Consider the following 25535-nt stretch of genomic DNA (forward strand, 5'->3'; position numbering starts at 1 on the left):
CCCTGCCATCTTATGACCTCGAGAAGGGCAATGGCCTACGCGCTCTTATTTTTCCGACTGGTGAGAACGAGCCGAGGCTCCGAGCTACCATTGACGGCGTCCTCATCGATGAGCACCTTCTCGACGTCGTCGCGCGATGGAATATCAAACATCAACTCACGAAGCAGATTCTCCATGATCGAACGCAAACCGCGGGCGCCCGTGCCGCGGGCAATCGCCTCCCGGGCAATCGCCTCAAGCGCGCCATGGGTGAACTCGAGCGTGACGCCGTCGAGCTCAAACATCTTCTGGTACTGCTTGGCCAGTGCGTTGCGTGGAGTCTGAAGAATCTCAACAAGATCGTCAACAGTGAGGTCATTGACTGTAGCGATCACAGGCAAACGTCCCACCAGTTCGGGAATCAGTCCAAACTTGTGGAGGTCCTCCGGAGTGGTCTGCTTGAGCAGCGCGCCCGCGTCCTCTGCTTCGTGCAGAGACGAACCGAAGCCGATACCTCGCCGTCCCGTGCGCGAGGAAACGATTTCCTCCATGCCCGCAAACGCGCCAGCGACAATGAACAACACGTTCGAGGTGTCGATGTCGATGAACTCCTGCTGTGGATGCTTGCGCCCACCCTGCGGGGGAACAGCCGCAACCGTGCCCTCGATAATCTTCAGCAACGCCTGCTGGACGCCCTCACCAGAAACGTCGCGAGTGATCGAGGGATTCTCGCTCTTGCGGGAAATTTTGTCAATCTCGTCAATATAGATGATGCCCCGCTCGGCACGAGCAACGTCGCCGTCCGCTGCCTGAATGAGCTTCAGGAGAATGTTCTCCACATCCTCGCCGACGTAGCCCGCCTCCGTCAAAGCCGTGGCGTCCGCAATAGCAAACGGAACATCGAGAATTTTCGCCAGCGTCTGAGCCAAGTACGTCTTGCCCGTGCCCGTGGGGCCAATCAGCAAAATATTCGACTTGCCGATCTCCACATGATCGGCATCCTTCTTCGCGTCAGACACAATCCCCTGCGCCCGAATACGCTTGTAGTGGTTATAAACCGCCACGGAAAGGGTGCGCTTGGCGCCGTCCTGACCAATCACGTACTCGTTGAGGAAGTCATAAATCTCGCGCGGCTTAGGGAGCTCCGCCTCCGATTCGGCAGCAGCATCCGCAGCCCCAAATTCTTCCTCAATGATCTCGTTGCACAGCTCGATGCACTCATTACAGATGTAGACGCCCGAGCCCGTAATCAGCTTACGAACCTGACGCTGGCTCTTTTGGCAGAACGAACACTTCAGGGTGTCAGCCGCATCGGCGGTACGAGTCATTGCCTAACCTCTTTCATCAACGCCATCTCATTCCACACCATATCGACGCTAAGAGCCAGTATGGCACGCCAAGCGTCATTCTTCTGTGGCACAGCGCCTACGATGAAGGGCGACGCCGTCGCGTCGCCCTATCGCTACCCGCACCTATTCTTGGCGAGGCTTTCGCCACCCCGGGCGAGGTATCTATGCTCGCCCAGCGACGGCGTCGTTAACCCTCAATCGCCTGACGCGAAACCTTGCGCGAAACGAGCACCTGGTCGACGATGCCGTACTCCTTGGCCTGCTCGGCGGTGAGGATCTTATCGCGAGAAATGTCCTTCTCCACAGTCTCCGGGGCTTGACCCGTGTGAGCAGCCAGGGTATCGATCAGCCATTGGTTCATGCGATCCATCTCCTCAGCGATGATCGCAATATCCGAGGCCTGGCCCTGCGCCCCCTGCATCGCCGGCTGGTGGATCAGCACGCGCGCATTGGGCAACGCAAGACGGCGCCCGGGCGAACCGCCCGCGAGCAGCACCGCAGCAGCCGACGCGGCCTGGCCCAAGCAAACCGTCTGAATCTCCGGCTTGACGTACTGCATCGTGTCATAGATGGCGGTCAACGCCGTGAACGAACCGCCGGGCGAATTGATGTACATCGTGATCGGCGACTCGGGGTCCATCGACTCCAACACGAGAAGCTGGGCCATCACGTCGTCAGCAGAAGCGTCATCAACCTGAACGCCGAGGAAGATAATACGATCCTCAAACAGCTTCGCATACGGATCCTGGCGCTTGTAGCCATAAGGCGTACGCTCTTCGAAACTCGGCAGGATGTAACGATTAGACGGCATCTGGGGCGCCGCACCACCCGGCAGCGTGAGGCCGTTTACTCCGGCCATGGACATGGGAAGGGAAAGTCCTGTCATGTTGTGCCTACCTTAGTTCTCTTCCAGGGTCGCAGACGAAGCGCCACGATCCACACCACCGCCGCCAACGACGGACGAGGAGCTTTCAATGATGTGATCGACGAAGCCATACTCGAGGGCCTCCTGAGCGGTGAACCACTTGTCGCGATCCGAATCCTCGAGGATCTGCTCCACAGACTTGCCCGTGTGCTTGGCATTGAGCGCCGAAAGCTCTTCCTTCATCTTCAAGATGAGGTCAGCATTAATTCGGATCTCCGTTGCCGTGCCCTGCACACCACCAAGCGGCTGGTGCATGAGAACGCGAGTGTGCGGAGTGATGTACCGCTTACCCTTCGCGCCCGCCGTCAGCAGGAACTGGCCCATCGACGCCGCCAGGCCCATGCCCACAGTTGCCACGTCGGGCTTGATGTACTGCATCGTGTCGAAGATCGCCATACCCGCCGTGACCGAACCGCCCGGCGAGTTGATGTAAAGATAAATGTCCTTCTCCGGGTCCTCAGCGGCAAGTAGGAGAAGCTGAGCGGAAATCATGTTCGCCAACTCATCCGTGACCTGGTCGCCGAGCCAGATGATGCGCTCCTTCAGGAGACGGTTAAAAATCGAGTCGCCGAGGCCAAGTGCTTGGCCTCCAACTACTGCGTGTGGCATCTTCATGCCCCTCCTTCACCCTTCGCGGGAATTTGATGGGTTTCACCTCGACATTCACGGCGCCTCGCGGCGCTTCGGAGGCCTCTCACCTCCCTTCGGCACCTCGAATCGAGTCCGACGCTCGACTTCCGTGTGAATGTGCAGTGGGTCTACTCCCCGTTTCACTCAACCGATATTAACGAAGAGCCAGCCAGGATCCTTCCCAACTCGACACCTTTTCGCTGTTGGCACAGTATCGCCGAGCTTGGGCGACGCCGGCGCCTGTGGGACGGTTAGCGGCGGGTTGACACTGACGCCGGCGGCGGGGTAACGGCGGCAGGTGCCCGTTGCCCGCGCTGTCCGGCAGGTGCCCGTTGCCCGCGCTGTACTAAGCTGCTCCGCACCCTATTAAAGTGGCGTAAATTACTACAGCGCGGGCCACCTTAATACAGCGGGAGCAAACCCGGGCCCACGCCACGGCCCCTTCAAACACCGGCGGCGATCCCTAGGTGAACTCAGGCGAACCCCGGCCCCAGACGAACCAGGCAGCCCCATGCGGGCTCTCAGACATACCCAAGCCTGCCGGCCCGCAAAGCAAAGCGCGGAGGCGTTCAACCGAACTCCCCCGCGCCCTGCATAACGCTATAGGCTTTATGCCTCGAGCTTGGCGATGAGGGTCTTGCGGCCCTTACCTGCCTTCTCCGCCTCGAGGACGCGCGCCTTCTCGGCGTCGTCGGCCTTGGCAACGTAGTCGAGAACCTCGTCGACCTTGTGGTCGGCAGGATCGAAGTCACCCGCCGCGCCAGCCGGAGCCGCGGTCGCCTCAGCCTCAACAACCTCGGCTTCAACAGCCTCGGCCTTCGGCTCAGCCTTCTTAGCCGGCTTCGCGGCAGCCTTCTTCGCGGGCTTGGCACCGAACTCTGGGGTCTCCTCGTTCTCGGGCTTCTCGCCAAGGATCGCGTTGACGTCCACTGCCTTGCCGTTCTCGTCCTTCACCTGGGCGAGGCGCAGAGCCGCCATGACAGCCTTGTTGCGGGCAAGCTCACCAGCGAAGGCGTTGATCTGACCGGCCTGCGCGGCAGCCTGGACGAACTGGTTCGGGTCCATGCCGTACATCTGGGCCTGGGTCACGAGGAAGTCGAGAAGCTCTTCCTGCGACACCTGGACCTTGAACGCCTCAGCATAGGTGTCAAGGAGCAGCTGGGTGCGCAGAGCCTCTTCGACGTCGCCGCGGATCTCTTCGGCGTGCGGGTCGTCGGCGTCCTTGCCCTCGTTCTGCAGATGCGAGGCGATCTCTTCGTCGATGACGCCCTGCGGCAACGGAAAGTCCGAGGCCTCGATGAGCTGGTCAACAAGCTTCTGGTATGCGCCCGACAGCTGCGAGTTCGCCTTGGACTTCTCAGCGTTCTCACGCAGGGAGGTCTTCAGCTCGTCAATCGTGTCGAACTCGGAAGCGATCTGCGCGAAGTCGTCGTCGGCGTCGGGAAGGACAGACTCCTTGACAGAGTGAACCGTGATGGTCACGTCAGCCTCTTCACCTTCGTGCTCGCCTCCGGCCAGCTTGGCCTTGAACTCGACCGTGGAGTCAGCCTTGGCGCCCTTGAGCGCCTCATCCTGGCCCTCAAGCATGTTGCCATCGCCAATACGGTACGAAACGCCCGCGACGTCGTCGACTTCCTCGTCACCAATCTTGGCCACCATGTCCATGCTGACGTAGTCACCTTCGGCGGCTTCGCGCTCGACGGTGGTCAGGGTCGCGAAGCGCTCACGCAGGGCGGTCAGCTCCGCCTCGACGTCGTCGTCGTTGACCTCGACAGCAGGCACCTCAACGGTGAAATCGGCCGGGTTCGGCATCCAGATCTCCGGGCGGACGTCCACCTCCACGGTGAACTTCAGCGCGGTCACGTCGTCCTTGCCCTTCATCTCGGGGACCTCGTCGATCGAGACCTCGGGACGCGACATCGGCACGATGCCCGCCTCGGCGACTGCCGCCTGGTAATACTTGTCGAGGTTGTCGTTAATGGCCTGCTCAATGATGTAGCCGCGACCAATCTTGGACTCGACCACGCGACGCGGCGCCTTGCCCGCGCGGAAGCCCGGGATGTTGACCTGCTTGGCCAGCTCCTTGGCAGCCTTGTCGTAATCGGCTTCAAATTCCTTGGCGGGAACCTCGACGCTCAACTTGGCGCGGGTCTCGCTCAGGTTCTCTACGATCTGCTTCACTATTCTCCACTCGGGTTGGGGGACGTTGGCGTCCATTTCTAGCTACACGCGTGCCCACGGCACACAACACCGTTCATAATAGAACAATTCCGCGCCATTCCTTACATTCAGCGTCATGAAAGGAGACACAAGGCTCACGCACGACGCCGTTGGGCCCAGTTCGGCGTCCAGCCCGGTCGGCTTGTGGACGCCTGGGGAGGGCGCGAAAGGCGCTGAGGGGCGCTAAAACAGTGCCACCTTCTGCGCCGGCGGAAATATCTCGTCAAGCGCGGCGCGGTCGTCCTGATTCAGTTCCAGCTCGAGCGCTTTCGCGTTCGACTGAATCTGCTCCGGCTTCGTCGCCCCGGCAATAATCGACGCCACCGGTTCCTGATGGGCGAGCCACGCAATGGCGACGTCGGCCTGCTTGAAGCCGCGCTGCTGACAAAAGTCGCGATAGGCGCGCAGTTGGACCATGTCGGCGGCCTTGAGCTTGGGGTCGCCGTCCTTGAGCCGGCCACCTTCGGGAACACCATCAGTATATTTGCCGGTCAGGAGCCCCGCCGCGAGCGGGAAATACGGCACAAGCCCAAGGCCGTAGTGGCGCGAGGCAGGGACGATTTCCTGCTCCGCTCGCCTATCGATCAGATTGTAGTGGTTCTGCGTGGCCACAAGCTTGCCCCGACTCGCCAGCTCCGCCGTGGCGGCCGTCTGCCAGCCTGCCATATTCGACACCGCGTAGTAGCGGATCTTGCCTTGGTCAACCGCGGTTTCGAGGGCGTCCACCGTCTCCTCGAGGGGTGTGTGGGCATCGGGCGAGTGGTAATAGTACAGGTCGATGTAGTCCGTGCCGAGTCGCGCGAGCGAATCCTCAAGACGCGCCAACATGTACCGGCGCGAGCCGCGAGCCACGCTCGCCGATTCACCCTTGAGTGGCATACCGAATTTGGTCGCAATGACAACCTCGTCCCGCCTGCTACCCAGCGCCTTGCCGAGCAGTTCCTCTGAGAGGCCGGGGCGCTTGCCGTAGACGTTCGCCGAGTCGAAGTACGTGATGCCAGCGTCGAGAGCCGCATTGACGACGGCGGTCGCGCCCTTTTCGTCCTCGCTCGACGTACCTTGGCGGCCGAGGTTGTTTGCACCGTATCCGAGAGCCGAGACCACGAGTCCCGAATTCCCCATGCGTCGGTATTCCATCTTCGTTCCTCTCATGGACCGCCGTGGCGTTGCGCGAGGAGGCGCCGCGGTGGGCGTTTCGCGCTGAGCGCGGCCGGCGTTGCCGAAACCGCACTAACCTGTTCCGCGCTGTAGTAAATTGCAGCAATGTAATACAGCGGGAATCAGCTTACTACAGCGGGAACAAGGGCAACAGACTGCACGGCCCGGCTCCCGCGTTTCGGCGGGATACCGGGCTTTGATGATGGTCGGGGTAGCGGGATTTGAACCCACGACCTTCCGCTCCCAAAGCGGACGCGCTACCAAACTGCGCTATACCCCGTCCGGCCATGTTTCTGACCGGCGGCCGTACGACCTTCAGCCATCTTAAGGGAGGTCGTACTGTTAGACGAATCGCCCCGGACGTGATGAGTGTCATCTCACACGTCTAGTTTTCATGATTCTCGGGAAGCTTGCTAAACTCATCGGGTCAGCATGGCTGATGCGCGAGTGTAGCTTAATGGTAAAGCCTCTGCCTTCCAAGCAGATGACGCGGGTTCGATTCCCGTCACTCGCTCTCTTTATGTTAACGGCCTGCTACATAGCAAAAGTGCAGGTTTCAAGCGCCAGCATTCGAAGCCAAACCGTCGGCTGGTGTAGCCAGTGGTGCAGCCATTACCGCCAAGCAGAGTGCCGGCCCTACGGCGTCGTCGTGGATTCTTCCGGCCCGCCAATCACCACCGACTCCCCCGGAGCCAACGCGATCGCCTGGCCACCGTAGCTCTTCGCAATCCGTTCAACCTGCTTGGTGCCGAACTCAACGCCGATGGAATTCAGCATATCATCGTGCAACGCGAGCACCTTGCGCGGCTTGACCTTGCGCAGATACTGCTCGAGCTGTGGCGTGTTCTGCCACGGCACTGCCAGGGCAACGACCAGGGTGTCTACCCCGTCGGCCTCCGGGCGCGCGTCGCCCGGGTGCAGCACCTGTCCCGCCACAAAGTATCCCACGTTGACGATGACGCCGTCGTCAACACTTGCCCTCGCCTGCTCATGCCCGACGACGACCACCTCCAGATCGCCGACCGTAAACTCGTCTCCCCCCATCGACTCGCGTCTGCCGGTCGCTGAACGCGCCAAGGCCGAGCGCAGTTGCCGAGTACACGCGCAACTCGGGCCGCTCGGCCATGGCGGCGGTCGGAGCTGGGAGGTCAACATAGTCGAAATGATCGTGGGTGACCAGCGCGGCGTCGGCGCTACCTACGCTCTCAGGAAAGCCGAAGACGCCGGGATCGATCACGACCGTCGTCGTCGGGGTAAACCTCGTAGCCGTCATTCATGGTGTCGAGGGTCGGGGCGTGGGGCCTGACTGTAAACTACCCGTGTGCGCCGCCAAATGTTGTGAGAATTTTTCGAAAATCGGCACTTGCGTTCACGATCGGGCCATATTCTCACAGGATTTGGCAGACGCCCTCCCTATGGCCACCCCGAAACCTATAATTTCAGTAACCACCACCTAGGAGAAATCATGCTCGTCACCACCACGGACCGCGTTGAAGGCCACCCCGTGAGCCAGTATCTTGGCATCGTCAACGGCGAAAACATCGTAGGCATTAATGTTCTGCGTGACATCGGCGCCGAGTTCCGCAATTTCTTCGGTGGTCGCTCCGGCGGCTATGAGAACGAATTGATCGCAGCCCGCGATTCTGCGATGGAGGAGATGACGCTCCGCGCGGAGCAGTTGGGGGCGCAGGGCGTGGTCGGCTTCCGTTTTGACTACGAGGTTCTTGGCCAGGGCAACATGCTCATGGTCGTCGCCACGGGAACGGCCGTGCGGTTCTAATCAGGCGTTGTCCTCGTTGGCCGCCGGCGTTGTCAACAGTAGGATTACCCCATGCGAATGTGGTCTCTTAACCCTGTCTATCTTGATGCCGCCGGTCTCGTCGCGCTGTGGCGTGAGACGTTGCTGGCTCAGAAGGTGCTCCAGGGCTTGACGAAGGGCTACCGTAATCATCCTCAGCTCGACCGGTTCAAGAGCCAGCCCTCGCCGCTTGCTTCCATTGGTTTTTATCTGTCGGGCGTGCTTGAGGAGGCGCGGGCCCGGGGTTACAACTTTGACGGCTCGAAGATTTACTGTCCCGGAGGGCACGACGCCGTCGGCGGAATTTCGCTCGACTCTGACGTACCTACGGTTCCGCTCATCGAGGTCGGAGACGGGCAACTGGCATACGAGCTGGCATGGTTGCGGTCAAAGTTAGAGCGGCGCTCACCCGAGGTGCTTACCACTGATGCGTGGGCGCAGGTGGGCGCGAGCGGCGTCGTGACGCACCCGTTGTTTGTCGAAGTACCCGGTCCAATTGCGGAGTGGGAGAAGATTTCCTAGCGAGTCGCGGGCAACCCGGCGAAGTTCGAATATCCCTACGGTAAGACCGTGGTAGTCAAGGCTAGGGCCGACAAGGGCTACCAGCTGGCCAAGGACGCCCACACCGAATGGTTGTGGACTGCTCCGACCTGTGCGGAGCTCAAGTGCACGATTCCGGCTATTCCGCTTGAGCCTGCACACCCGACCAAGCCCGGTCCGGGCGAGAAGCCGACTGACAATCCGAGTGTGGATAAGAAGACTCAGAAGTTCGATGATGCTCTGAAGGCGATTATTGAGCAGGCGCTGAAGGAGCTTCAGTACAACACCGGCAAGGACGCTCAGTCCAGCACCGGCAACGCCTCCACGGTCGTTGCCGAAAAGGCCGCGCCCACAAAGGCACAGAAGCCCTTGGCACACACCGGAGCCACGGTTGTCGGGCTCTCGGTCGCCGCAGTGGTCCTGCTCCTCGCGGGTGGTGCCATCGCCATCATCCGCCGCCGGCGATAAGAACACGATGGCTACGCCTCCGCTGAAGCGGTAGCGTGAACGCCACAATTGGGGGCCGACAAGTGTAGGCCCCCAATTTGTTTCGCATGTGCGCGCCAGGTAGCGCGGCGCACATTCCCGCAGGAATCGCCACCGTACCAGCGGCCGCTGTGGCCCCCGGCTATTGCGGGATGACCACGGAGGCGAGGATTTGCTTCAGCTTGGCATCGTCGCCGTCGGCGCCCATGAGAGTGAGCTCGTAGGCGATGTCATGCAAGGTCAGCGAATAGACGTGGGCCTTCTTGTCCTGGGCCTTCACGGTGAAAAGCTCCGCGCTCTTCCCAGCCACGTCGACTTTGCCCTCGTGCACCACGGCGCCCTCAGCTAGGCCAAGGTTCTTCGTCAGCAGGCTGACGTATTCGTCCGGCGTCGGCAGTAACTTGGCAGGGCCAACCGTGGTAACGCCCACGTACGTCTTGTCATCTTCGTTGACCATCGTGATGGGAAGCTGCTCGGTCGGGTCTTGAACCTGGGTATAGGCGGTGGGCAGGTCGAGGCTGAGCCAGCCGTTGTTGAGCGTGTAGGTCTTGAGGTCGCCCTTGGTGTCGACCTTGACCGGGAGGTTGTCGTCGGGGGCGGCGGTGGCGGTTTCACTCGGGGTGGCCGTCGCGTCAGCGGTCGGGCTTACGCTCGCCGTCGAGGCCTCGGCGGTGCTCCCCGTCGAAGTGGTGTCCGAGCCCTGACCGGCACAGCCCGCGAGTAGCATCGCGATGGCCGCCATGGTGGTCATGATTTTCCTCGACATTATTCTCCTTCGTTTGTTTCTCACCGCGATCTTAGTTCACGACGCCGTCGCCTCGCCTCTCCGCTCAGTACGCGCCTCCCGGTCAGCCGCTGCGAAGCCACGACGGCACGCGCCCCTGCCCTCGCCGCTTAACCACCCGCCAGGTGCGCGCTACCGGAGAAAGGCATCGATGCCGAGCACGACCGCCTTTTTGGCGAGCGCCTGCGGCTCGCCGTCTTGGCTCCACAGGCCGCTGGGGACGGCGGCTTCGGTGAGGAAGTCGGCCGATGCGGCGCCGCCGTTCCTCACCTGCCAGACCAAGAGGGTTGCCATGAGCGCTGCGGCCGTATCGGCTGGTAGCGGGCGGATTCCCATGCGTCTCATGCCCCGGTAGGCCGCCTTCAGCGTCCCAGAGGTGAGCACTGACTCCGTTTCTGCCATCGGCGCAACAGCGTACGAGACGCGGTGCCCGCGCGCAGCGAGGTCCGTGGCGCGCCAACGCCCGATGCGTTTGGCGAGGATGTAGTTGGGCCCTTGGAGATCGATGATTCCGTTGAATACGCCGTCCCGGATCGCGGGTGTGGCCCGCCTCGTGTATCGCTTCTTCGGGCGGTATGCGATTGCGCCCGTTCGCTGCCTGTCTACGCCCACGGGATAGGCGTCGGTCGGCGAGCCGTACCACGCGAGGAGGGCGCCGGTGTGCTCGGCCGCGAGTCTCATGACGACGTCGGCACCAAGCTCGAGCGTGAGGAAGTCCTTTCCCGGTGCGTACAGTGTCTCGACGACGACGTCGGGGCGGCTCTCGAGGACCCAGCCAGCCACGCGACTGGGATCTTGCACGAGGTCGCAAGCCTCGGGCGGGCAGAGGTGGAGCTCGCCGGCTAAGCGGGAGGCGTCGTCGAGCAGGCGGGCGTAGCGGCGCGAACCGGGCCGGATGACGGCCGCGACGTTGGCGCCGTGGCTCAGAAGAAAGCGGGTGGGGGCCATTTCTGCTCCAGCACCGAGCAGCGCGAAGGTCAGGTCGCGAAGATCGAGCCAGTCGGGATGGGCATCGACGTCGCGGATCCGTGATGCCGCCGCGGGGCTGATGGTGCCGTCGGCGGACCACTCGTCAAGGAGCCGGCTCAGGCGCTCACCGGAATACGTTTCGCCACCGACTGACAGTTCCACACCGCGAAGCAGTGGCCCCTGACCCTTGACGCGAGTTCCCTCGGAGGGAACGACCGGCTCGAGGTCGCCCAGTGGCGTGCCGTCGGCGTTCGTCACGGCGCGTTCGAGGTAGGCCAGGCCTTGCCGGGCCGCCGCCCAGCCGCGGGCAGGATCGTCGATGATGCTGACCTCCCTGACCGCTTCCCGGTAGCCCTTGCGCCAATTAGTCACGGAGTTAATCGCGTCAAGAGTCGCGGAATGCCCCTGCGCGGCGGCCAGGAAAGCCTCCCGTCCAAGCGCAGCCGAACTCACTCGTCCGTCGATGCGCGGCAGGAGTATGCGGGTACCGCCGGCCGCCCCGGCAGCCTTTACCTCACCGCTGACCTTTGCCCCACTGACAGCGGCTACCTCACCGCCAACCGTTGCCTCACCGCCGTCGATCGCCAGATGGACGAGATCCCGGCCGCTTCGTTGCTCGAGCAACGCGAACGTCGAGGGCCCGAGGCCGACGAGCTCCACCGCGTTCGGCAGCTTCGTCGGAGCCCGGAAACGCGAGGCACCCGACGCCGCCGAGCTTCCATTCACTCCCACGCACGCGTGCGCCCACGCCTCGAGTGCGGACCCGTGAGCGATCGGGGCCGAGTAGCCAAAGGGTGCGGCCGTCAGTCGCGTCAAGTGAATGGGATTGGCATCGCCGCTGATGCGAGCCCAGCGCCGCCCAGCCGCGGAATCGAGCGTGAGGGAACCAGTCGCACGTCGTTGGCCCACATCGAGAGCGCCGACGCGATTAAGGCCGTGCTCGGCGCGAAGATCCGGCACCTGGGGAGGCAGCCAGCCGGGCGGAAGGTCGGGGTGAGGGATCGTGACGGCGAGGTCGCGGAGGGGCCGCTTCGAGACATACCGTGCGCGCTCGGCGTAATGGAGAACGCCACGAGTGGCCACCACGGAAGTGACGTCGATGATGAGGGATCCCCCGTTGCTGCCCACCGCTGTGATCAGCGATCGAACCTGGGCCGCCTGCCCAACCTCCAACGGGCACAAGAGCTCCCACGCCAGCGACTGGTGAACCAGCCCCAGCACGCGCGTGGGGACGGCAGGCTCGGAAAGGATGCGAAGAGTCGCCGGAAAGCACATATTGTGGAAGGCCATAGGCGGCACGTGCCCGAGGGGCCTTCCGTCCACAAACGTGGCATACTGCCAGGCTGTGGCCTCATCGAAGACCGCTTCGGCCACGAGGGGGTCCCGCCGCATCGTGCCACGCACGGCCCTCTTCACGAGTGCCTGCATCACGCTCATGAGAACCTCCCCGTACTGCCCGCCAGCGAGCGGACGCGCAAACCGCGAACTCATTCATGATACAAAATGGGGCCCTCCCTACGGAGAGCCCCACCTTGCAAAGCTACGTCCTAGCCAACAAGACCCTTGCTAGCCGCCTTTGCCAGACGACGCGGGATGCGCTTCTCAACGCCACCAATGCGAACTGGCTGGAGCTCCGTGAGCTCCGCCTTCCACTGGGAGCGGCGAGAGCGGGTATTGCTACGGGACATCTTCCTCTTCGGAACTGCCATGTCCTTCCGCTCCTTTCGATTCTCATGTGGCCGCGTGGCCACCCCTTTAATTCGGAGGCACGCCTCCGAGCAGACAATGTTCGAGTTTACCTAGCGAGAGCCGCGAAAGCCACACTGGAAAGGCCAACTGTGCTACGAAACACGCGCCCTGCAATAATAGCAACATGACCGAACTCCGCCTCGCCCTCCACACCGACCTGCGCTCCGAGATTGAGATCAAGCGTTCACGCTTCATCACGATCGCCCGGCGCGTTGGGGAGGTCGAGGAGGCTCGGCAGGTTCTCGCCGATGCACGCGCCGAATTTCCCGACGCACGCCATCACTGCTCAGCCTACGTGGTTTCACAGGCTGACGCCCAGCCCGTCCTCAATTCTTCCGACGACGGCGAACCGTCCGGTACCGCCGGGCGCCCCATGCTCGATGTCCTCACCGGCCACGGACTGACCGATATTGCCGTGGTGGTCGTGCGCTACTTTGGGGGCACCCTGCTGGGCACAGGAGGGCTAGTGCGTGCGTATTCCGACGCCGTCCGCGCCGCACTCTCCGGCACTCCCCTGGCGAGCCAGCTCAAGCTTGCCCGCATGCGCGTGAGCACGCTGCACGCCACGGCCGGCAAGCTTGAGGCCGACCTTCGCGGCCGTGGCTACCACGTCGTGAGCGTGGACTACGGCGCCACCCGCACGCACATTGACGTCGCTGTGGCGGACGTATCATCTTTTGCGGCAGAGATCGCCCAGCTCAGTGCTGGCGCGGTAAAGGCGGAGGACGTCGGCGTCGTCGTCGTGGAAAAATCGGCCGGATCTTTCCCGGCGTGGTGACAAACACTTTGACGTGGACAGACGAAGCCGTAAACTAACACTGTTGATCTTTCAAATAAACACGATACGTGCATGGCAACCTCGGAAAGGACGGTCGAGATGATGATGACCGCACCGACGTGTTGCCGTACGTGTCGATGAGGTGGCAGACCTTAGTTTTGGTGCCCCTTCGGGCATGTGTGCCACCTTGGGCCGCTCTCCCAACTAATGAGCATGTGTAAAAAGTAAACATGGGCTTTAAAGCGCCCTGATGCCAAGGAATTGATCAATGATTTACAACAATGCAACTGAACTCGTCGGCCGCACTCCCCTCGTTCGCATCAATCGTCTCACGGGCGACGCACAAGCCCAGGTCCTTGCCAAGCTTGAGTTTTACAATCCTGCTAACTCGGTGAAAGACCGCATCGGCGTCGCCATTGTTGACGCGGCAGAAGCTTCCGGCCAGCTGCAGCCGGGCGGAACGATCGTCGAGGCTACCTCAGGAAACACAGGTATTGCCCTTGCCTGGGTGGGCGCCGCCCGCGGATACAAGGTGGTGCTGACAATGCCTGCCTCAATGTCGAAAGAACGCCGGGCCCTGTTGCGCGGCTTTGGGGCTGAGCTGGAACTGACCGAACCCGCTAGGGGCATGCAAGGCGCCGTGGATCGGGCCAAGGAAATCGCGGCGGAACGCCCCGGCTCAATCCTCGCCTCCCAGTTCGCCAACTCTGCCAACCCGGCCAAGCACCGCGCCACCACAGGCCCGGAGATTTGGGAAGACACCGACGGTCAGGTTGACATCCTCGTGGCTGGTATCGGCACGGGCGGGACACTAACCGGTACCGGATCCTACCTGCGCGAAAAGAACCCACATCTGAAGATCGTTGCTGTTGAGCCAGCTGAATCACCCCTGCTTTCTGAAGGAAAGGCCGGGCCCCACGGCATCCAGGGAATCGGGGCAAATTTCGTCCCCGAGGTACTCGACACTGAGCTTTACGACGAAGTCTTGCCCGTCGCCACTGCCGATGCCCTTGCCATGGCACGCCGTGCCGCCCACGAAGAAGGTCTCCTGGTGGGTATTTCATCCGGTGCGGCGCTCCTCGCAGCAGCCCAGGTTGCGCGGCGTGCGGAGAACACCGGAAAGAACGTCGTGGTCATCGTCCCTGACTTTGGCGAGCGTTACCTGTCAACGCCACTCTTCGAGGGCTTGATCGACTGATTTTTTGCTCGCGGCCAGGTGCGAGAGCCCCTGGCCGCGAGCACACGCAGCTAAGGACTTTTCATGACAGACATCGGTCTCTTGAAGAAAATGCGCGAAGATCTCCAAGCAGCCGTGAACAATGATCCCGCAGCGAGGTCGCAAGTTGAGGTTTTCCTCACCTACCCGGGTGTTCATGCTGTGTGGGCCTACCGTGTTGCACATGCCATGTGGGTTAAGAACAAACGCCTAAGGTTGCCCGCCCGGCTACTCACCCAAACTATGCGCGCCCTGACCGGAGTGGAGATCCACCCCGGCGCCAAACTTGGACGCCGACTTTTCATTGATCACGGAATGGGGGTCGTGATTGGAGAAACAGCCGAGGTCGGCGAAGACGTGGTGATCTATCATGGCACCACGCTCGGCGGTACATCACTCAATGCTGGCAAACGTCATCCGACGGTAGGCAATCGGGTCACCATCGGATCTGGGGCCAAGGTGCTCGGCCCCATACAGATTGGTGACGATGTGGCGATTGGGGCGAACGCCGTCGTCGTCAAAGACGTTCCGGCCAAGTGCGTGGCCGTAGGAATCCCGGCGGTCAACCGAGCGAAAAAGGTGACCGCCGAGCCATTGCATGACCCGGCGATCTACATTTAAATCGTCGTCGCGCTTCCGTTGCTGACAGTCAACCCGCTAAAAGGTACGTTGGCCGTCTTCGTATGCGGCCATCATTTCAATTCGTGACTGGTGGCGCGAGCTCTCGTCGTAGCCGGTTGCTACGAAAATATCAACGAATCTAGTGGCTTCCTCGATGGTATGTTGGCGAGCACCGATAGAGATGACGTTGGCGTTGTTATGTTGCCGGGCAAGCTCTGCAGTGGATTCATTCCACACCAATGCGGCGCGAATCCCCCGAACCTTGTTGGCCGCCATTTGTTCACCGTTACCGGAGCCGCCGATGACGATACCCAGCGAGCCCGGTTCCGCGACGGTTGCCTCCGCAGCGGCAAAGCACACTGGTGGATAAGCATCGAGCTTATCGTATTCTTTGTAGCCGTGGTCGACGACGTCGTGTCCGGCCTCGGTCAGGTGAGCAATGAGGCGCTCCCTCAGTTCAAAACCCGCATGGTCTGCAGCAATATGTATACGCATATTTCCAGTATAAGAACAACCCGGTTGTTAGCGCTAAGTGCAAACGCGCAACTTTTCCTCGCCTCCGTCCCAGTCGTAAACTGGCACAATGACTGATACAACAACTCAAAACATCATTGAAGGCCTGGATCGCACGGTTCGCCCGCAGGACGACCTCTTCCGACACGTCAACGGTAAGTGGCTTGCCACCGCCGAAATTCCCGCCGATCAGTCACAGACCGGCGGATTCATGGATCTTCACCTCGCAGCAGAAGCCAACGTGCACGATATCGTCAAGGTGAGCGCCAATCGCGTTGCGTGTGGGGACTGCGTCGATGAAGACGCAAAGAAAGTCGCCGCCCTGTATTCAGCTTTCATGGATGAGGACCGAATCAACGGCCTGGGAAGTGCCCCACTTGCACAAGATTTCAATGTGATCGATAGTGCACAGACGAAGGAAGATCTGGAAGTCGCCGTCGGGCGCCTACTGCAGACGGGAGTACCCGCTCCTTTCGGCGTGGAAATCGACGCAGATCAAAACAACCCGAGCGCCAACATTACTTGGCTTTACCAGGATGGTCTTGGTTTGCCAGACGAGGCATACTACCGCGATGAACAGTACGCAGTTTTCCGCGACCAATACGTTTCCTTTATTCCGACCCTCTTCTGCCTTGCTACGGGTGAGAACGACGCCGTCGCACAAGAAGCTACGAGCGCTATCGTCGATTTTGAAACCAAGTTGGCTTCCCACCACATGGATGTGGTTGACTCTCGCGATGCGGATAAGACCAATAACGTCATGGCTTGGGACGACTTTATCGGTAGCGCGCCTGGATTTAGTTGGACCGCGGCGTTTGCGGTACTGGGCATTTCGAAAGAAAATGCTCCTGAGATCCTCGTGCGCAACCCCGAGGCTCTGACCGGCTTTGCCCGTGAATGGGCGAACGCCGATCTGGGTCAGCTGAAGACCTACCTCAAATGGAACGTCATCCGAGCCCGCGCTCCTTTCCTCAGCGAAGACATCGTTCAGGCCGATTTTAACTTCTACGGCAAGGTCCTATCCGGCGCTACAGAGATGCGCGACCGCTGGAAGCGTGCCGTGTCTTTGGTAGATGACGTCCTGGGCGAAACCGTAGGCAAGCTCTACGTGGAACGCCACTTTCCACCCCATCACAAGGCGCTCATGGAGCAGCTCGTTGATGACCTACTCGCCGCCTACCATGACTCGATCTCCAGTCTTGATTGGATGACTGACATAACGCGGGAAAAGGCGCTAGCTAAGCTTTCCACTACCGTCACCAAGATTGGTTATCCGGATAAATGGCGCGATTACTCAGCACTGACGATTACTGACTCGCTCATGGACAACGTTCGAGCCTCCGCAAAATTCGAGTCCGATCGCAAAGTCGCCAAACTTGGTAAACCGGTGGACCGTGACGAGTGGCTCATGACCCCGCAAACGGTCAACGCCTACTACAACCCGGTTGCGAACGAGATTGTGTTCCCTGCTGCCATCCTTCAGCCTCCTTTCTTCGACGCCGACGCTGACCCTGCCTACAATTACGGCGGCATCGGCGCTGTCATTGGCCACGAGATCGGTCATGCCTTTGATGATCAAGGATCGAAGTATGACGGCGAGGGGCGCTTGAACAACTGGTGGACGGACGAGGACCGCACGGAATTTGAAGAGCGCACCAAAGCTCTGATCAGCCAGTATGATGCTTACACTCCTGCCCAGCTTGGTGAAGATTCCGGCTTCTGCGTCAACGGCGCTTTTACGCTGGGTGAGAACATCGGCGATCTCGGTGGCCTATCGATCGCGCTCAAGGCCTACGACATCGCGATGAAGCGTGAGGGATACGGCTCTTCTATGGATGCCCCCGTCATCGAAGGCTATACCGGACGTCAGCGCGTGTTCCTCAATTGGGGACGCATCTGGAAGAACCTGCTCCGAGACGAGATCGCGATTCAGTATCTCGCCGTTGACCCCCATTCCCCTTCCGAGTTCCGTTGCAACGGCGTTGTGAAGAATATTGATGCGTTTGCTGAAGAGTTCGGCGTCGTCCCCGGCGATGAGCTCTATCTCGCGCCGGAAGAGCGCGTGCGCATCTGGTAAGTAGTCCCACGCTGCGGCCGCAGTACCGTTCATACTGCGGCCGCAGCCGCATCACTTTCGGGAGGATATCGTGGCTACTGGCTTTCTTGCCCTACTCGATGACATCGCGGCGCTAGCCCGCATCGCAGCCGCATCAATTGATGACATCGCGGCCGGAACGGCCAAGGCTAGTACGAAGGCGGTCGGGGTTGTCATCGATGACACGGCGGTGACTCCGCAATACATCGATGGCCTAAACCCGGCGCGCGAGCTGCCCATCATTCGCCGGATCTTCTGGGGCTCGATCCGCAACAAGCTCGTCATCATCGTGCCCATCGCCTTGTTGCTCTCCCAGTTCGCGCCCTGGGCGCTGACGCCGCTCCTCATGCTCGGCGGCACCTACCTGTGCTACGAGGGTGCGCATAAGATCGGGGACAAGCTCAAGCGGGGTAAGAAAACGAAGAAGGACGCGCCCGCGGCGGCTCGGGGTGCGCAGGCCGAGGACCAGATCGTCTCCCAAGCAACGCGCACCGATTTCATCCTCTCGGCCGAGATCATGGTCATCGCTCTCGGCGAGGTGACCGACCGCCAGCTGTGGGTGCGCACCGTCATCCTCGTCTTCGTCGCCTTCCTCATCACGGCGTTGGTCTACGGAATCGTGGCGATCTTGGTCAAGATGGACGACGCCGGTGTGGCGCTAGCCCGCAAGAAGTCCCCCGCCGTGCAGAAGATCGGGCGCGGGTTGTTCGCGGCCATGCCCAAGATCATGTCGGTCATCACCGTGGTGGGAACCTTCGCCATGCTCTGGGTGGGCGGGCACATCGTACTCGCCGGCCTTGCCGACACCCTGTGGGCTGCACCCTACGAGCTCGGCCATCATCTCTCCGCATCCGCCGGCACCGGTGGTTTCCTTCCGTGGCTCGTTGACACGGTTTATTCCATGCTCGTCGGAATCGTATGGGGTGCGATCATCGTCGGCATCATGGCACCCTTCGGCCACGGTCACGACGAAGTCGAGGTCGTCCCCGGCGAGGACGGGCATCTTCACCTACGCGAATCGCGCAAAGACTCCAAGTAGTCCCCCGGCCAGTCGATGAGAACGCGGCGGGCCCGGTTTGGAGTAAGCGGGTCTGCTAGGACGCGGCGGGCCCGAAGAACGCCGTACCCGCGACGGAGATGATCGGGACGCCGACGTCGTCGCCTACCAGCTCCAGCGCCTGACGGGTCGAGGCCGCCAGCTCGTGGTCGAATTCTTCCCCGACCGTACGCTCAAGGAGCGCCACGTCCAGTCCCACGGCTTGGAGTGCATCGGCGAGCACGTCGTCGTCTTTCGGCTCGCCATGCTTGTGCACGCGGGTGCCGAGCGCCGTGTAGAAGTCCGCAAGCTTGTCGGGGGCGCTCAGGGCGACGCCCATCGCGATGCGACCAAAGTTGCGGATTTCATCCATGTGGGCGCGGTAGCCCTCATCCAGCTCACGGCCCTTGTTGAGTTCGTAGAGAGAACGGGTGTCAGGCGCCCTCGAGGTCGCGCAATTCCGAGACCTCGACCAGCCAGCGCGAGGTGATCCACGTCCACGGGCAGGAAGGGTCAAAGCAAAAATCTACTTTTTCGCTCATGCCTTCATTCTTGCCGATAGCATGCGCTGTTGCCACGGATCGGCCGACGGCGTAGCGGCGGCGTGGGAGCAGGGTTCCCGGCGGGCGGCCGGTAGCAAGCGGCCTTCCGCCCTTCGGCTTTGGGAGGTGTCGGACCCAGTGAGTATCCTTGATATCAGCCTGTTTTACCCCGATGGAAAGGACATCATGCCCGGGACAAACCTCACTCGCGCCGAGGCAGCTGAGCGCGCAGAACTTATCGCCACCAAGGACTACCGAGTAGAACTCGACCTGACCGGCGAGGAAAACTTCCGTTCGGCAACCACCGTCCGCTTCTCAGCAAAGCCGGGCGCGTCTACCTTCATTGACCTCATCGCTGATTCCGTCCGGAAGATTACCCTCAACGGCATCGACCTTCCGCTGGAGTCATACGAAGATTCCCGCATCCGGCTGCCCAACCTCGCCCAGGACAACGAGCTTTATGTCGAGGCGATCTGCCCCTTCTCGCACACGGGTGAGGGCCTGCATCGCGCCGTCGATCCGGCCGACGGCAAGGTCTATCTCTACTCGCAATTCGAGGTGCCCGATGCCCGGCGCATGTATGCCAACTTTGAGCAGCCGGATCTGAAGGCCGAGTTTACGTTCGTCGTCGACGCCCCGGAAGATTGGAAGGTCTTCTCCGTTTCCCCGACGCCGGAACCCACCCCTCGCGGAAACGGCATCGCCCGCTGGGAGTTCACCCCCACCGAGCGCATCTCCACCTACCTTACCGCGATCGTCGCCGGCCCGTACGTCGGCGAGACCAGCACGTACACCTCCACCGATGGTCGGGAGATTCCGATGGGCGTTTACGCCCGCGCCTCGCTCGGCGAGTACCTAGACGCCCAGGAGTGCATCGACATCACGATCCAGGGCATGGAAGTGTTCGAAGACGAATTCGACGTCCCCTATCCGTTCCGCAAGTATGATCAGATCTTCGTGCCCGAATTCAACGCCGGCGCTATGGAACACCCGGGCTGCGTGACGATCCTTGACGACTACGTCTTCCGTTCCCGCGCCACGGGCGCGCTGATCGAGCGTCGTGCCATCACGATCATCCACGAGCTGGCACACATGTGGTTCGGCGACCTGGTGACCATGAAGTGGTGGAACGACCTGTGGCTCAACGAGTCCTTCGCGGAGTTCATGAGTCACGTCGCGACGGCGAAGAACACTGCCTGGACGGACGCGTGGGTGACGTTCAACGCTTCGGAAAAGGTGTGGGCGCAGGCTCAGGATCAGTTGCCTTCCACCCACCCGATCGCCGCGGAGATTCGCGACCTTGAAGACGTCATGGTCAACTTCGACGGCATCACCTATGGAAAGGGCGCCTCGGTCTTCCAGCAGCTCGTAGCCTACGTGGGCTACGCCGAGTTCATGGCGGGCGTATCCACCTATCTGAAGAAGAAGTCGTGGGGCAATGCCACGCTCGACGACCTCTTGGTCGAGCTCGAGGCCGCCTCCGGCCGCGATCTTAAGCAGTGGTCGAAGCTGTGGCTCGAGGAGGCCGGCATCAACACGCTCTGGCCCGTCATCGACATGGACGGCGATGCGATTTCTTCCTTCGCCATCAAGCAGACCTGCGATCAGCACGCCTCGCTCCGTCCACACCGCATCGGCGTCGGCGGCTATTTGCTCGATGGAGATGCACTCGTTCAGGTCTTCCACCACGAACTGGACATCGATGGCGAGCTGACGGACGTTCCCGAGCTGTCCGGCGTCGTTCGCCCGGATCTCATCCTCATCAACGACGGCGACCTCGCCTACGCCAAGGTTCGCCTTGACGAGCGATCGGCCGCCACGGCGCGCGACCACATCAATGCGTTCACGGACCGCCTGCCGCGCACGCTCGTCCTGGCCTCCATGTGGGACATGTGCCGCGACGCCGAGCTTCCCGCCTCGGACTACATCGAGCTCGCGCTCTCGGCGCTCGAAACCGAAGATCACGGCACGGTGCTGCGCTACCTGCTCTCCCAGCTCGAGACCGCCACAAACCTCTATTCGGCTCCCGCCCACCGCCAGGAGCTCAAGGACAAGGTCGCGGCCCGCCTGTTCGCCATCCTTGAGGGCACCGAGCCCGAATCGGATCGCCAGCTGCAGGTGGCGATGACGGCCGTGAATATGGCCCAGTCTGAGGAACAGCTCGCAACGATCGCCGGTTGGCTGTCAGACGAGGCCGTTCCCGCCGGCCTGTCCGTAGATGCCAACTTCCGTTGGGTGGTCCTTCGCCGACTCGCGGCGGCCGGTCGCGTAGGCGAGGAGGTCATCGAAACCGAGCTTGCCGAGCGTGATAACACCGCCTCTGGTGCCGCTGGGGCTGCTCGTGCTCGCGCCGCTATCTCCGATGCGGGTGCTAAGGAGCGCGCGTGGGAGGACATCATCGGCGGCAAGGTCTCCAACTCTGTGCAGCGCTCGCTGGCGTGGGGCTTCACTGAGGGCGACCCGGAGCTACTGCTCCCCTACGTCGAGCGCTTCTTTGACGAGATCGTCCATCAGTGGGAGGAGCGCACGCTGGAGTTCTCGCAGAACTTCGTGAACCTCGTCTATCCCGCGCCGCTTAACGGACTGGGCCTGGGCGTGGACCTGGTGGCGCGCACCGAGCAGTGGCTCGCCGATCATTCCGACGCGGCACCTGCCCTGCGCCGTCTGGTCTCCGAGCGCCTGTCGAACGCTCAGCGCGCAGCGGCGGCACAGGCCCGCGACGCGGAGTAATCGAACGCAGTTATCGACGTCGGGCAATTTTATCCACGGGGTGTCGAAGTCCAGTTGCTTCCACACCCCGTGGATCTCGCGTTCTTCCCTCCAGGCTCATCTTCTACGATGAGTCCATGAACAACATCCACCGCCCCCAGTGGGCATCTTCGGACCTGCTGCGCGCCTACTACGACGACGAGTGGGGATTTCCCGTCAGGGACAGCGCCGCCGTCTACGAACGCATCGTTCTTGAGGGCTTCCAGGCGGGGCTGTCATGGGAGACCGTGCTTCGCAAAAGGGAGGCGCTACGCGAAGCGTTCGCCCATTTTGAGCCCCGCACGGTGGCCGCCTTTACCGACGACGACGTCGCCCGGCTCCTCGCCGATCCGCGCCTCATTCGCAACGAAAAGAAGATACGGGCGGCCATGACCAACGCTCAAGCGGTCGTCCGAATGGAGGATGCTGGAGAATCGTTGGCGGAACTGGTGTGGTCGTTCGCGCCGGATGATAGCTATGGCGAGGGCCCGCAGGCGAGCCGGTCGCCGGAGTCGCTTGCCCTGGCAAAAGAGCTCAAGAGGCGAGGCTTTACCTTCGTCGGACCCGTGACGATGTTTGCGCTCATGCAGGCAATCGGCATCTACGCACACCGGCTGTAGCGGGGCTGCTAGAAGCGGCGATGGCCGCATCCACGGCCGGGCTAACCGAGTACCGCCAGCGAGTATCGGGGTGCCTAGAGCAGGTCTGGATCCTTGGGCTCCCCAAAGACGCGCTCGCTGAGGTCACAACCGGTCTGCTCGGCGTCGGGACCGAGGATGAGTTGGACGGCGCGCCTCTGAACGACGATCCCAACGGCTCCCATGCGCGCAAGGGAGGGCTTGTCAACGAGATCCTTGTTGACTACCCCTACGCGCACACGTGTCAGCGCGTTTTCGATCTTGCGGATATTCTCCTCCCCGCCTAGGGCGGCCAGGAGCTCCTCGATATTCATGTCAACCTTTCGTTTCCCTGCCAATCTCTGGCGGGGCTCTTCGACCAGCGACGAGCGCTAACCGGCAAGATTCTGCAGGCGCCGACGAGCCACGGCGTCGGCACCTGCAGCTAGATACGAGCGTCGCGCAGTTCGTGAGTAAACGCGGCAACGAGCGACTGCAAGCGCGGATTCTTCGCTAGATCCTCCACCAGGACGACCTTTTCAGTCCCGTCCGCCATCGGCACCCGCCAGTTCGGGTATTCCTGATCGGTGCCCGGCTGGTTTTGCGCTCGGCGCTCACCGACGGCGTTGACGAGCGAAATCTGAATGATCGGCGCCGGGGTCTGCGCAACATAGTTGTGCAGTGCCTCAACGATCTCTCGCTCCGAGGGCGAATCGCCAATCAGACCGTGCTCGCGCAGGCGGTGCATGACGCGCTCGCGCTCCTCGTCGGCTTCGGCACGCACTTCCTCCACGGGCTTGACCAACAGCCCCAGGCTCTCGCGAAGGTCGACGTGTTCGCCCGCAAGATATCCCGCGGCTGGTGGAAGATCGTGAGTGTCAACCGAGACCATGGCATCCGAGCGGAATTCCTCCGGGTGGATCGGCCATCCCGATTCGTCCTTCTCGAACCAGAACACAGACGTGCCGAAGATGCCACGCTCGCGCAGGTACTCGCGCACCCACGGCTCAACCGTGCCAAGATCTTCGCCGACGACGATGACGCCCGCCCGATGCGCCTCAAGGAGGAGGACGCCGACCATCGCCTCATGGTTGAAGCGAACATAAGTTCCCTCGGTCGGGGCAGACCCCTCCGGAATCCACCACAGGCGGAACAAGCCCATGATGTGGTCAACGCGCAGGAGGCCGGCGTGGCGCATGACCGTGCGTGCCATGTCACGCAGCGGCGCGTAGTCCATCTCCTCGAGGGTATCCGGGCGCCACGGCGGCTGGGACCAGTTCTGGCCCTGCTGGTTGTACATGTCCGGCGGCGCGCCCACGCCAATGCCCTTCGCAAAGGCATTCGGCAGCATCCACACATCTGCGCCAGTGGGATGGACGCCGACGGCGAGATCGTGGGAGATTCCGATGCGCATGCCAGCCATGTGAGACTCTTCCTGAGCCTTGCTCAGCTGTTCGTCCATCACCCACTGCAACCACGCCCAGAAGTCCACGCGATTAGCAAGCTCGCGGCGCTCGCGTGCCACGTAGGGCGAGTTAATGTCGCGCAACTGAGGCGGGAATTCGTTGCCATACTTCTCCACCAAGGCACACCACAGCGCGAAGTCTTCCAGTCCCTGGCCCTCCATCGCACGGAAACGTTCGAAGTCGCGCTGGCGCGCCTGCGAACGGCCCGCTGCGAAAATCACGTCAAGCGCCTCGCGCTTGGCCTTCCATGCGGCGTCGCGATCGATGAGGTTGTTCTCAAGGGAGAACTTCTTGACGTTCTCGCTCGCCCAGGTGACGAGCGAACGCTGCGGGCCCGACATGTAGGCGACCTCGCGAATATCCTCCGGCCGGATATACATCGGATTAAAGAAGCGGCGAGTCACCGGCAGGTAGGGAGAGGGTGACATCGGTTCGATCGGCTCGGCCGCGTGCAAGGGATTGACCAGGAGGAAGTCTGCGCCGAGATCGCCAAACAGCGAACCCATCTCGGCAAGGTCGGCGGTGTCGCCGATCCCCCACGACTCGCGAGAACGAGTCGAATAGAGCTGGGCCATCATGCCCCAGGCGCGTCCGCGTAGCCTGGCTTCGACGTCAAGACGGGTCGGAGTCACGATGAGGGTTGCTTCCTCCTCGCGGATCTCGTTGCCGTAGTCCACGCGGGCACGCAGGATGTGATAGCCCAACGGCGTGCCGGTCGGAATGACGAAGGAAGCCTGCCCGATCAAAACGCCGTCAATCTCGCGCGGCTGGGAATAGTCGTCAATCTGGCGCGCCCCCATCGTGCTGCCATCCTCAGTCACGATGTCCACGCGCACGGCGCAACCGTGGGGCACGTGGACCTGGAAAGGAGTCTCACGGTCATTACGCGCAACCGTGCACGGCGGGAGCACGCGGCGCCACGGGCGGTCAACACGGGCACGCAACTCGGCCTGGATCGTCTCATCCGTCGAGGCATCCACGCCCATCGCCCGCAGGACCGAAATCAAAGTTGAGGTGGAGACTTCGCAGAAAGTACCGTCGAAATCCCAAAAATCCAGCGCGACACCATAGCTGTCAGCAAGAGCCTCGAGCAGATCGCGGTTTACCTCGTGCGTCATTGCATCTCCTCTATCACGTAGCTAATCCAATTTTGCCAGAACACAAACTGTTTGCGGAAACTCCCTGAGGACTTTGCAAACTTACCCGGACGTAACATAATTGTGTGGGACAGACAACAGACATGAAAGCCAAAGAATATGCCGTATTTACCAGTGCCCGAGACCTCTGACGAGCCCCTGTCGTCCGTGCTACGGACC

General features: G+C 61.6%; 24 protein-coding genes, 2 tRNA genes and 1 pseudogene. 11 read left to right on the plus strand and 16 right to left on the minus strand.

Going from position 1 to position 25535, the window contains the following annotated elements:
* Positions 1–35 precede the first annotated feature (35 nt).
* The 6 genes from clpX to HLG82_RS06465 form a co-directional block, all read right to left on the minus strand.
* Complete coding sequence (gene clpX, locus HLG82_RS06440; RefSeq protein WP_193326057.1) at positions 36–1307, minus strand: ATP-dependent Clp protease ATP-binding subunit ClpX; 1272 nt, start codon at positions 1305–1307, stop codon at positions 36–38.
* Between the two features lie 208 nt (positions 1308–1515).
* Positions 1516–2193 (minus strand): ATP-dependent Clp protease proteolytic subunit, encoded by a 678-nt coding sequence (locus tag HLG82_RS06445; RefSeq protein ID WP_281388960.1) that lies wholly within the window; start codon positions 2191–2193, stop codon positions 1516–1518.
* Positions 2194–2226: 33 nt separating this feature from the next.
* Entirely contained in the window at positions 2227–2868 is a 642-nt protein-coding gene (locus HLG82_RS06450) for an ATP-dependent Clp protease proteolytic subunit (protein ID WP_281388956.1), read from the minus strand.
* A 624-nt stretch (positions 2869–3492) separates the two neighbouring features.
* Positions 3493–5064 carry a trigger factor gene (gene tig / locus HLG82_RS06455; RefSeq protein ID WP_193326058.1) on the minus strand — a complete coding sequence of 524 codons (1572 nt, stop codon included), beginning with the start codon at positions 5062–5064 and terminating at the stop codon, positions 3493–3495.
* 222 nt (positions 5065–5286) lie between these two features.
* Entirely contained in the window at positions 5287–6240 is a 954-nt protein-coding gene (locus HLG82_RS06460) for an aldo/keto reductase (RefSeq protein ID WP_193326059.1), read from the minus strand.
* Between the two features lie 224 nt (positions 6241–6464).
* Positions 6465–6541, minus strand: a tRNA-Pro gene (locus tag HLG82_RS06465).
* Between the two features lie 163 nt (positions 6542–6704).
* Between HLG82_RS06465 and HLG82_RS06470 the strand changes: the two genes are divergently transcribed.
* Positions 6705–6775, plus strand: a tRNA-Gly gene (locus tag HLG82_RS06470).
* Positions 6776–6897: 122 nt separating this feature from the next.
* Here the strand turns inward: HLG82_RS06470 and HLG82_RS06475 are convergent.
* Both HLG82_RS06475 and HLG82_RS06480 read right to left on the minus strand, forming a co-directional pair.
* Positions 6898–7305, minus strand: a complete 408-nt coding sequence (locus HLG82_RS06475; protein WP_193326060.1) for a hypothetical protein — start codon at positions 7303–7305, stop codon at positions 6898–6900.
* Positions 7250–7534 carry a hypothetical protein gene (locus HLG82_RS06480; RefSeq protein WP_193326061.1) on the minus strand — a complete coding sequence of 95 codons (285 nt, stop codon included), beginning with the start codon at positions 7532–7534 and terminating at the stop codon, positions 7250–7252. The genes HLG82_RS06475 and HLG82_RS06480 overlap by 56 nt, the downstream gene beginning before the upstream one ends.
* A gap of 192 nt (positions 7535–7726) precedes the next feature.
* Here HLG82_RS06480 and HLG82_RS06485 point away from each other — a divergent pair, with 192 nt between their 5' ends.
* The 3 genes from HLG82_RS06485 to HLG82_RS06495 are packed head-to-tail and all read left to right on the plus strand — an operon-like array spanning position 7727 to position 9067.
* Complete coding sequence (locus HLG82_RS06485; RefSeq protein WP_193326062.1) at positions 7727–8041, plus strand: YbjQ family protein; 315 nt, start codon at positions 7727–7729, stop codon at positions 8039–8041.
* Between the two features lie 51 nt (positions 8042–8092).
* Positions 8093–8581 carry a pyrimidine dimer DNA glycosylase/endonuclease V gene (locus HLG82_RS06490; protein ID WP_193326063.1) on the plus strand — a complete coding sequence of 163 codons (489 nt, stop codon included), beginning with the start codon at positions 8093–8095 and terminating at the stop codon, positions 8579–8581.
* Positions 8582–8629: 48 nt separating this feature from the next.
* Positions 8630–9067, plus strand: coding sequence for an LAVTG motif-containing sortase-dependent surface protein (locus tag HLG82_RS06495; protein ID WP_193326064.1), 438 nt, complete (start codon positions 8630–8632; stop codon positions 9065–9067).
* Positions 9068–9227: 160 nt separating this feature from the next.
* Here HLG82_RS06495 and HLG82_RS06500 read toward each other — a convergent pair whose 3' ends face one another.
* From HLG82_RS06500 to rpmF, 3 genes are all read right to left on the minus strand, one after another.
* Positions 9228–9851 carry a hypothetical protein gene (locus HLG82_RS06500; protein ID WP_193326065.1) on the minus strand — a complete coding sequence of 208 codons (624 nt, stop codon included), beginning with the start codon at positions 9849–9851 and terminating at the stop codon, positions 9228–9230.
* Between the two features lie 150 nt (positions 9852–10001).
* Complete coding sequence (locus HLG82_RS06505; RefSeq protein WP_193326066.1) at positions 10002–12329, minus strand: hotdog family protein; 2328 nt, start codon at positions 12327–12329, stop codon at positions 10002–10004.
* Positions 12330–12385: 56 nt separating this feature from the next.
* Positions 12386–12547, minus strand: coding sequence for a 50S ribosomal protein L32 (gene rpmF / locus HLG82_RS06510; protein WP_193326067.1), 162 nt, complete (start codon positions 12545–12547; stop codon positions 12386–12388).
* Between the two features lie 164 nt (positions 12548–12711).
* Between rpmF and HLG82_RS06515 the strand changes: the two genes are divergently transcribed.
* The 3 genes from HLG82_RS06515 (at position 12712) to epsC (ending at position 15202) form a co-directional block, all read left to right on the plus strand.
* The gene (locus HLG82_RS06515; RefSeq protein ID WP_193326068.1) at positions 12712–13365 is read left to right on the plus strand and encodes an IMPACT family protein; all 654 of its coding nucleotides are present in this window, start codon (positions 12712–12714) and stop codon (positions 13363–13365) included.
* A 268-nt stretch (positions 13366–13633) separates the two neighbouring features.
* Entirely contained in the window at positions 13634–14563 is a 930-nt protein-coding gene (cysK, locus tag HLG82_RS06520) for a cysteine synthase A (RefSeq protein WP_193326069.1), read from the plus strand.
* Between the two features lie 63 nt (positions 14564–14626).
* On the plus strand, positions 14627–15202 hold the full coding sequence (gene epsC / locus HLG82_RS06525; protein WP_193326070.1) for a serine O-acetyltransferase EpsC: 576 nt from the start codon (positions 14627–14629) through the stop codon (positions 15200–15202).
* Positions 15203–15238: 36 nt separating this feature from the next.
* Here epsC and HLG82_RS06530 read toward each other — a convergent pair whose 3' ends face one another.
* Positions 15239–15697 (minus strand): ribose-5-phosphate isomerase, encoded by a 459-nt coding sequence (locus HLG82_RS06530; protein WP_193326071.1) that lies wholly within the window; start codon positions 15695–15697, stop codon positions 15239–15241.
* A gap of 88 nt (positions 15698–15785) precedes the next feature.
* On the opposite strand from HLG82_RS06530, the gene HLG82_RS06535 reads away from it, so the two are divergent.
* Positions 15786–17792 carry a M13 family metallopeptidase gene (locus tag HLG82_RS06535; RefSeq protein ID WP_193326072.1) on the plus strand — a complete coding sequence of 669 codons (2007 nt, stop codon included), beginning with the start codon at positions 15786–15788 and terminating at the stop codon, positions 17790–17792.
* Positions 17793–17862: 70 nt separating this feature from the next.
* Positions 17863–18849 (plus strand): DUF808 domain-containing protein, encoded by a 987-nt coding sequence (locus HLG82_RS06540; RefSeq protein WP_193326073.1) that lies wholly within the window; start codon positions 17863–17865, stop codon positions 18847–18849.
* 55 nt (positions 18850–18904) lie between these two features.
* Here the strand turns inward: HLG82_RS06540 and HLG82_RS06545 are convergent.
* Both HLG82_RS06545 and HLG82_RS10630 read right to left on the minus strand, forming a co-directional pair.
* Positions 18905–19261: pseudogene (locus HLG82_RS06545) on the minus strand (mycothiol-dependent nitroreductase Rv2466c family protein); the annotation flags it as partial.
* Between the two features lie 19 nt (positions 19262–19280).
* Positions 19281–19388: a mycothiol-dependent nitroreductase Rv2466c family protein gene (locus tag HLG82_RS10630; RefSeq protein WP_425507822.1), complete on the minus strand. Its 108-nt coding sequence runs from the start codon at positions 19386–19388 to the stop codon at positions 19281–19283.
* 138 nt (positions 19389–19526) lie between these two features.
* Between HLG82_RS10630 and pepN the strand changes: the two genes are divergently transcribed.
* Positions 19527–22118: an aminopeptidase N gene (gene pepN / locus HLG82_RS06550; protein WP_369408113.1), complete on the plus strand. Its 2592-nt coding sequence runs from the start codon at positions 19527–19529 to the stop codon at positions 22116–22118.
* A gap of 116 nt (positions 22119–22234) precedes the next feature.
* Entirely contained in the window at positions 22235–22756 is a 522-nt protein-coding gene (locus tag HLG82_RS06555; protein ID WP_193326075.1) for a DNA-3-methyladenine glycosylase I, read from the plus strand.
* A 74-nt stretch (positions 22757–22830) separates the two neighbouring features.
* On the opposite strand, the gene HLG82_RS06560 is transcribed toward HLG82_RS06555, so the two are convergent.
* Complete coding sequence (locus HLG82_RS06560) at positions 22831–23088, minus strand: PTS sugar transporter subunit IIB (protein WP_193326076.1); 258 nt, start codon at positions 23086–23088, stop codon at positions 22831–22833.
* Between the two features lie 110 nt (positions 23089–23198).
* Entirely contained in the window at positions 23199–25337 is a 2139-nt protein-coding gene (gene malQ / locus HLG82_RS06565) for a 4-alpha-glucanotransferase (protein ID WP_193326077.1), read from the minus strand.
* Positions 25338–25535: the final 198 nt, after the last annotated feature.

Source organism: Trueperella pecoris, assembly GCF_014926385.1.
Classification (GTDB): Bacteria; Actinomycetota; Actinomycetes; order Actinomycetales; family Actinomycetaceae; genus Trueperella; species Trueperella pecoris.

Excerpts from the sequence above, each read along its gene's own strand:
- clpX (WP_193326057.1), bottom strand. The coding sequence starts at position 1,307 with ATGACTCGTACCGCCGATGCGGCTGACACCCTGAAGTGTTCGTTCTGC.
- HLG82_RS06445 (WP_281388960.1), bottom strand. The coding sequence starts at position 2,193 with ATGTCCATGGCCGGAGTAAACGGCCTCACGCTGCCGGGTGGTGCGGCG.
- HLG82_RS06450 (WP_281388956.1), bottom strand. The coding sequence starts at position 2,868 with ATGAAGATGCCACACGCAGTAGTTGGAGGCCAAGCACTTGGCCTCGGC.
- HLG82_RS06460 (WP_193326059.1), bottom strand. The coding sequence starts at position 6,240 with ATGGAATACCGACGCATGGGGAATTCGGGACTCGTGGTCTCGGCTCTC.
- HLG82_RS06475 (WP_193326060.1), bottom strand. The coding sequence starts at position 7,305 with ATGGGGGGAGACGAGTTTACGGTCGGCGATCTGGAGGTGGTCGTCGTC.
- HLG82_RS06480 (WP_193326061.1), bottom strand. The coding sequence starts at position 7,534 with ATGACGGCTACGAGGTTTACCCCGACGACGACGGTCGTGATCGATCCC.
- HLG82_RS06485 (WP_193326062.1), top strand. The coding sequence starts at position 7,727 with ATGCTCGTCACCACCACGGACCGCGTTGAAGGCCACCCCGTGAGCCAG.
- HLG82_RS06490 (WP_193326063.1), top strand. The coding sequence starts at position 8,093 with ATGCGAATGTGGTCTCTTAACCCTGTCTATCTTGATGCCGCCGGTCTC.
- HLG82_RS06500 (WP_193326065.1), bottom strand. The coding sequence starts at position 9,851 with ATGTCGAGGAAAATCATGACCACCATGGCGGCCATCGCGATGCTACTC.
- HLG82_RS06505 (WP_193326066.1), bottom strand. The coding sequence starts at position 12,329 with ATGAGTTCGCGGTTTGCGCGTCCGCTCGCTGGCGGGCAGTACGGGGAG.
- rpmF (WP_193326067.1), bottom strand. The coding sequence starts at position 12,547 with ATGGCAGTTCCGAAGAGGAAGATGTCCCGTAGCAATACCCGCTCTCGC.
- HLG82_RS06515 (WP_193326068.1), top strand. The coding sequence starts at position 12,712 with ATGACCGAACTCCGCCTCGCCCTCCACACCGACCTGCGCTCCGAGATT.
- cysK (WP_193326069.1), top strand. The coding sequence starts at position 13,634 with ATGATTTACAACAATGCAACTGAACTCGTCGGCCGCACTCCCCTCGTT.
- epsC (WP_193326070.1), top strand. The coding sequence starts at position 14,627 with ATGACAGACATCGGTCTCTTGAAGAAAATGCGCGAAGATCTCCAAGCA.
- HLG82_RS06530 (WP_193326071.1), bottom strand. The coding sequence starts at position 15,697 with ATGCGTATACATATTGCTGCAGACCATGCGGGTTTTGAACTGAGGGAG.
- HLG82_RS06535 (WP_193326072.1), top strand. The coding sequence starts at position 15,786 with ATGACTGATACAACAACTCAAAACATCATTGAAGGCCTGGATCGCACG.
- HLG82_RS10630 (WP_425507822.1), bottom strand. The coding sequence starts at position 19,388 with ATGAGCGAAAAAGTAGATTTTTGCTTTGACCCTTCCTGCCCGTGGACG.
- HLG82_RS06555 (WP_193326075.1), top strand. The coding sequence starts at position 22,235 with ATGAACAACATCCACCGCCCCCAGTGGGCATCTTCGGACCTGCTGCGC.
- HLG82_RS06560 (WP_193326076.1), bottom strand. The coding sequence starts at position 23,088 with ATGAATATCGAGGAGCTCCTGGCCGCCCTAGGCGGGGAGGAGAATATC.
- malQ (WP_193326077.1), bottom strand. The coding sequence starts at position 25,337 with ATGACGCACGAGGTAAACCGCGATCTGCTCGAGGCTCTTGCTGACAGC.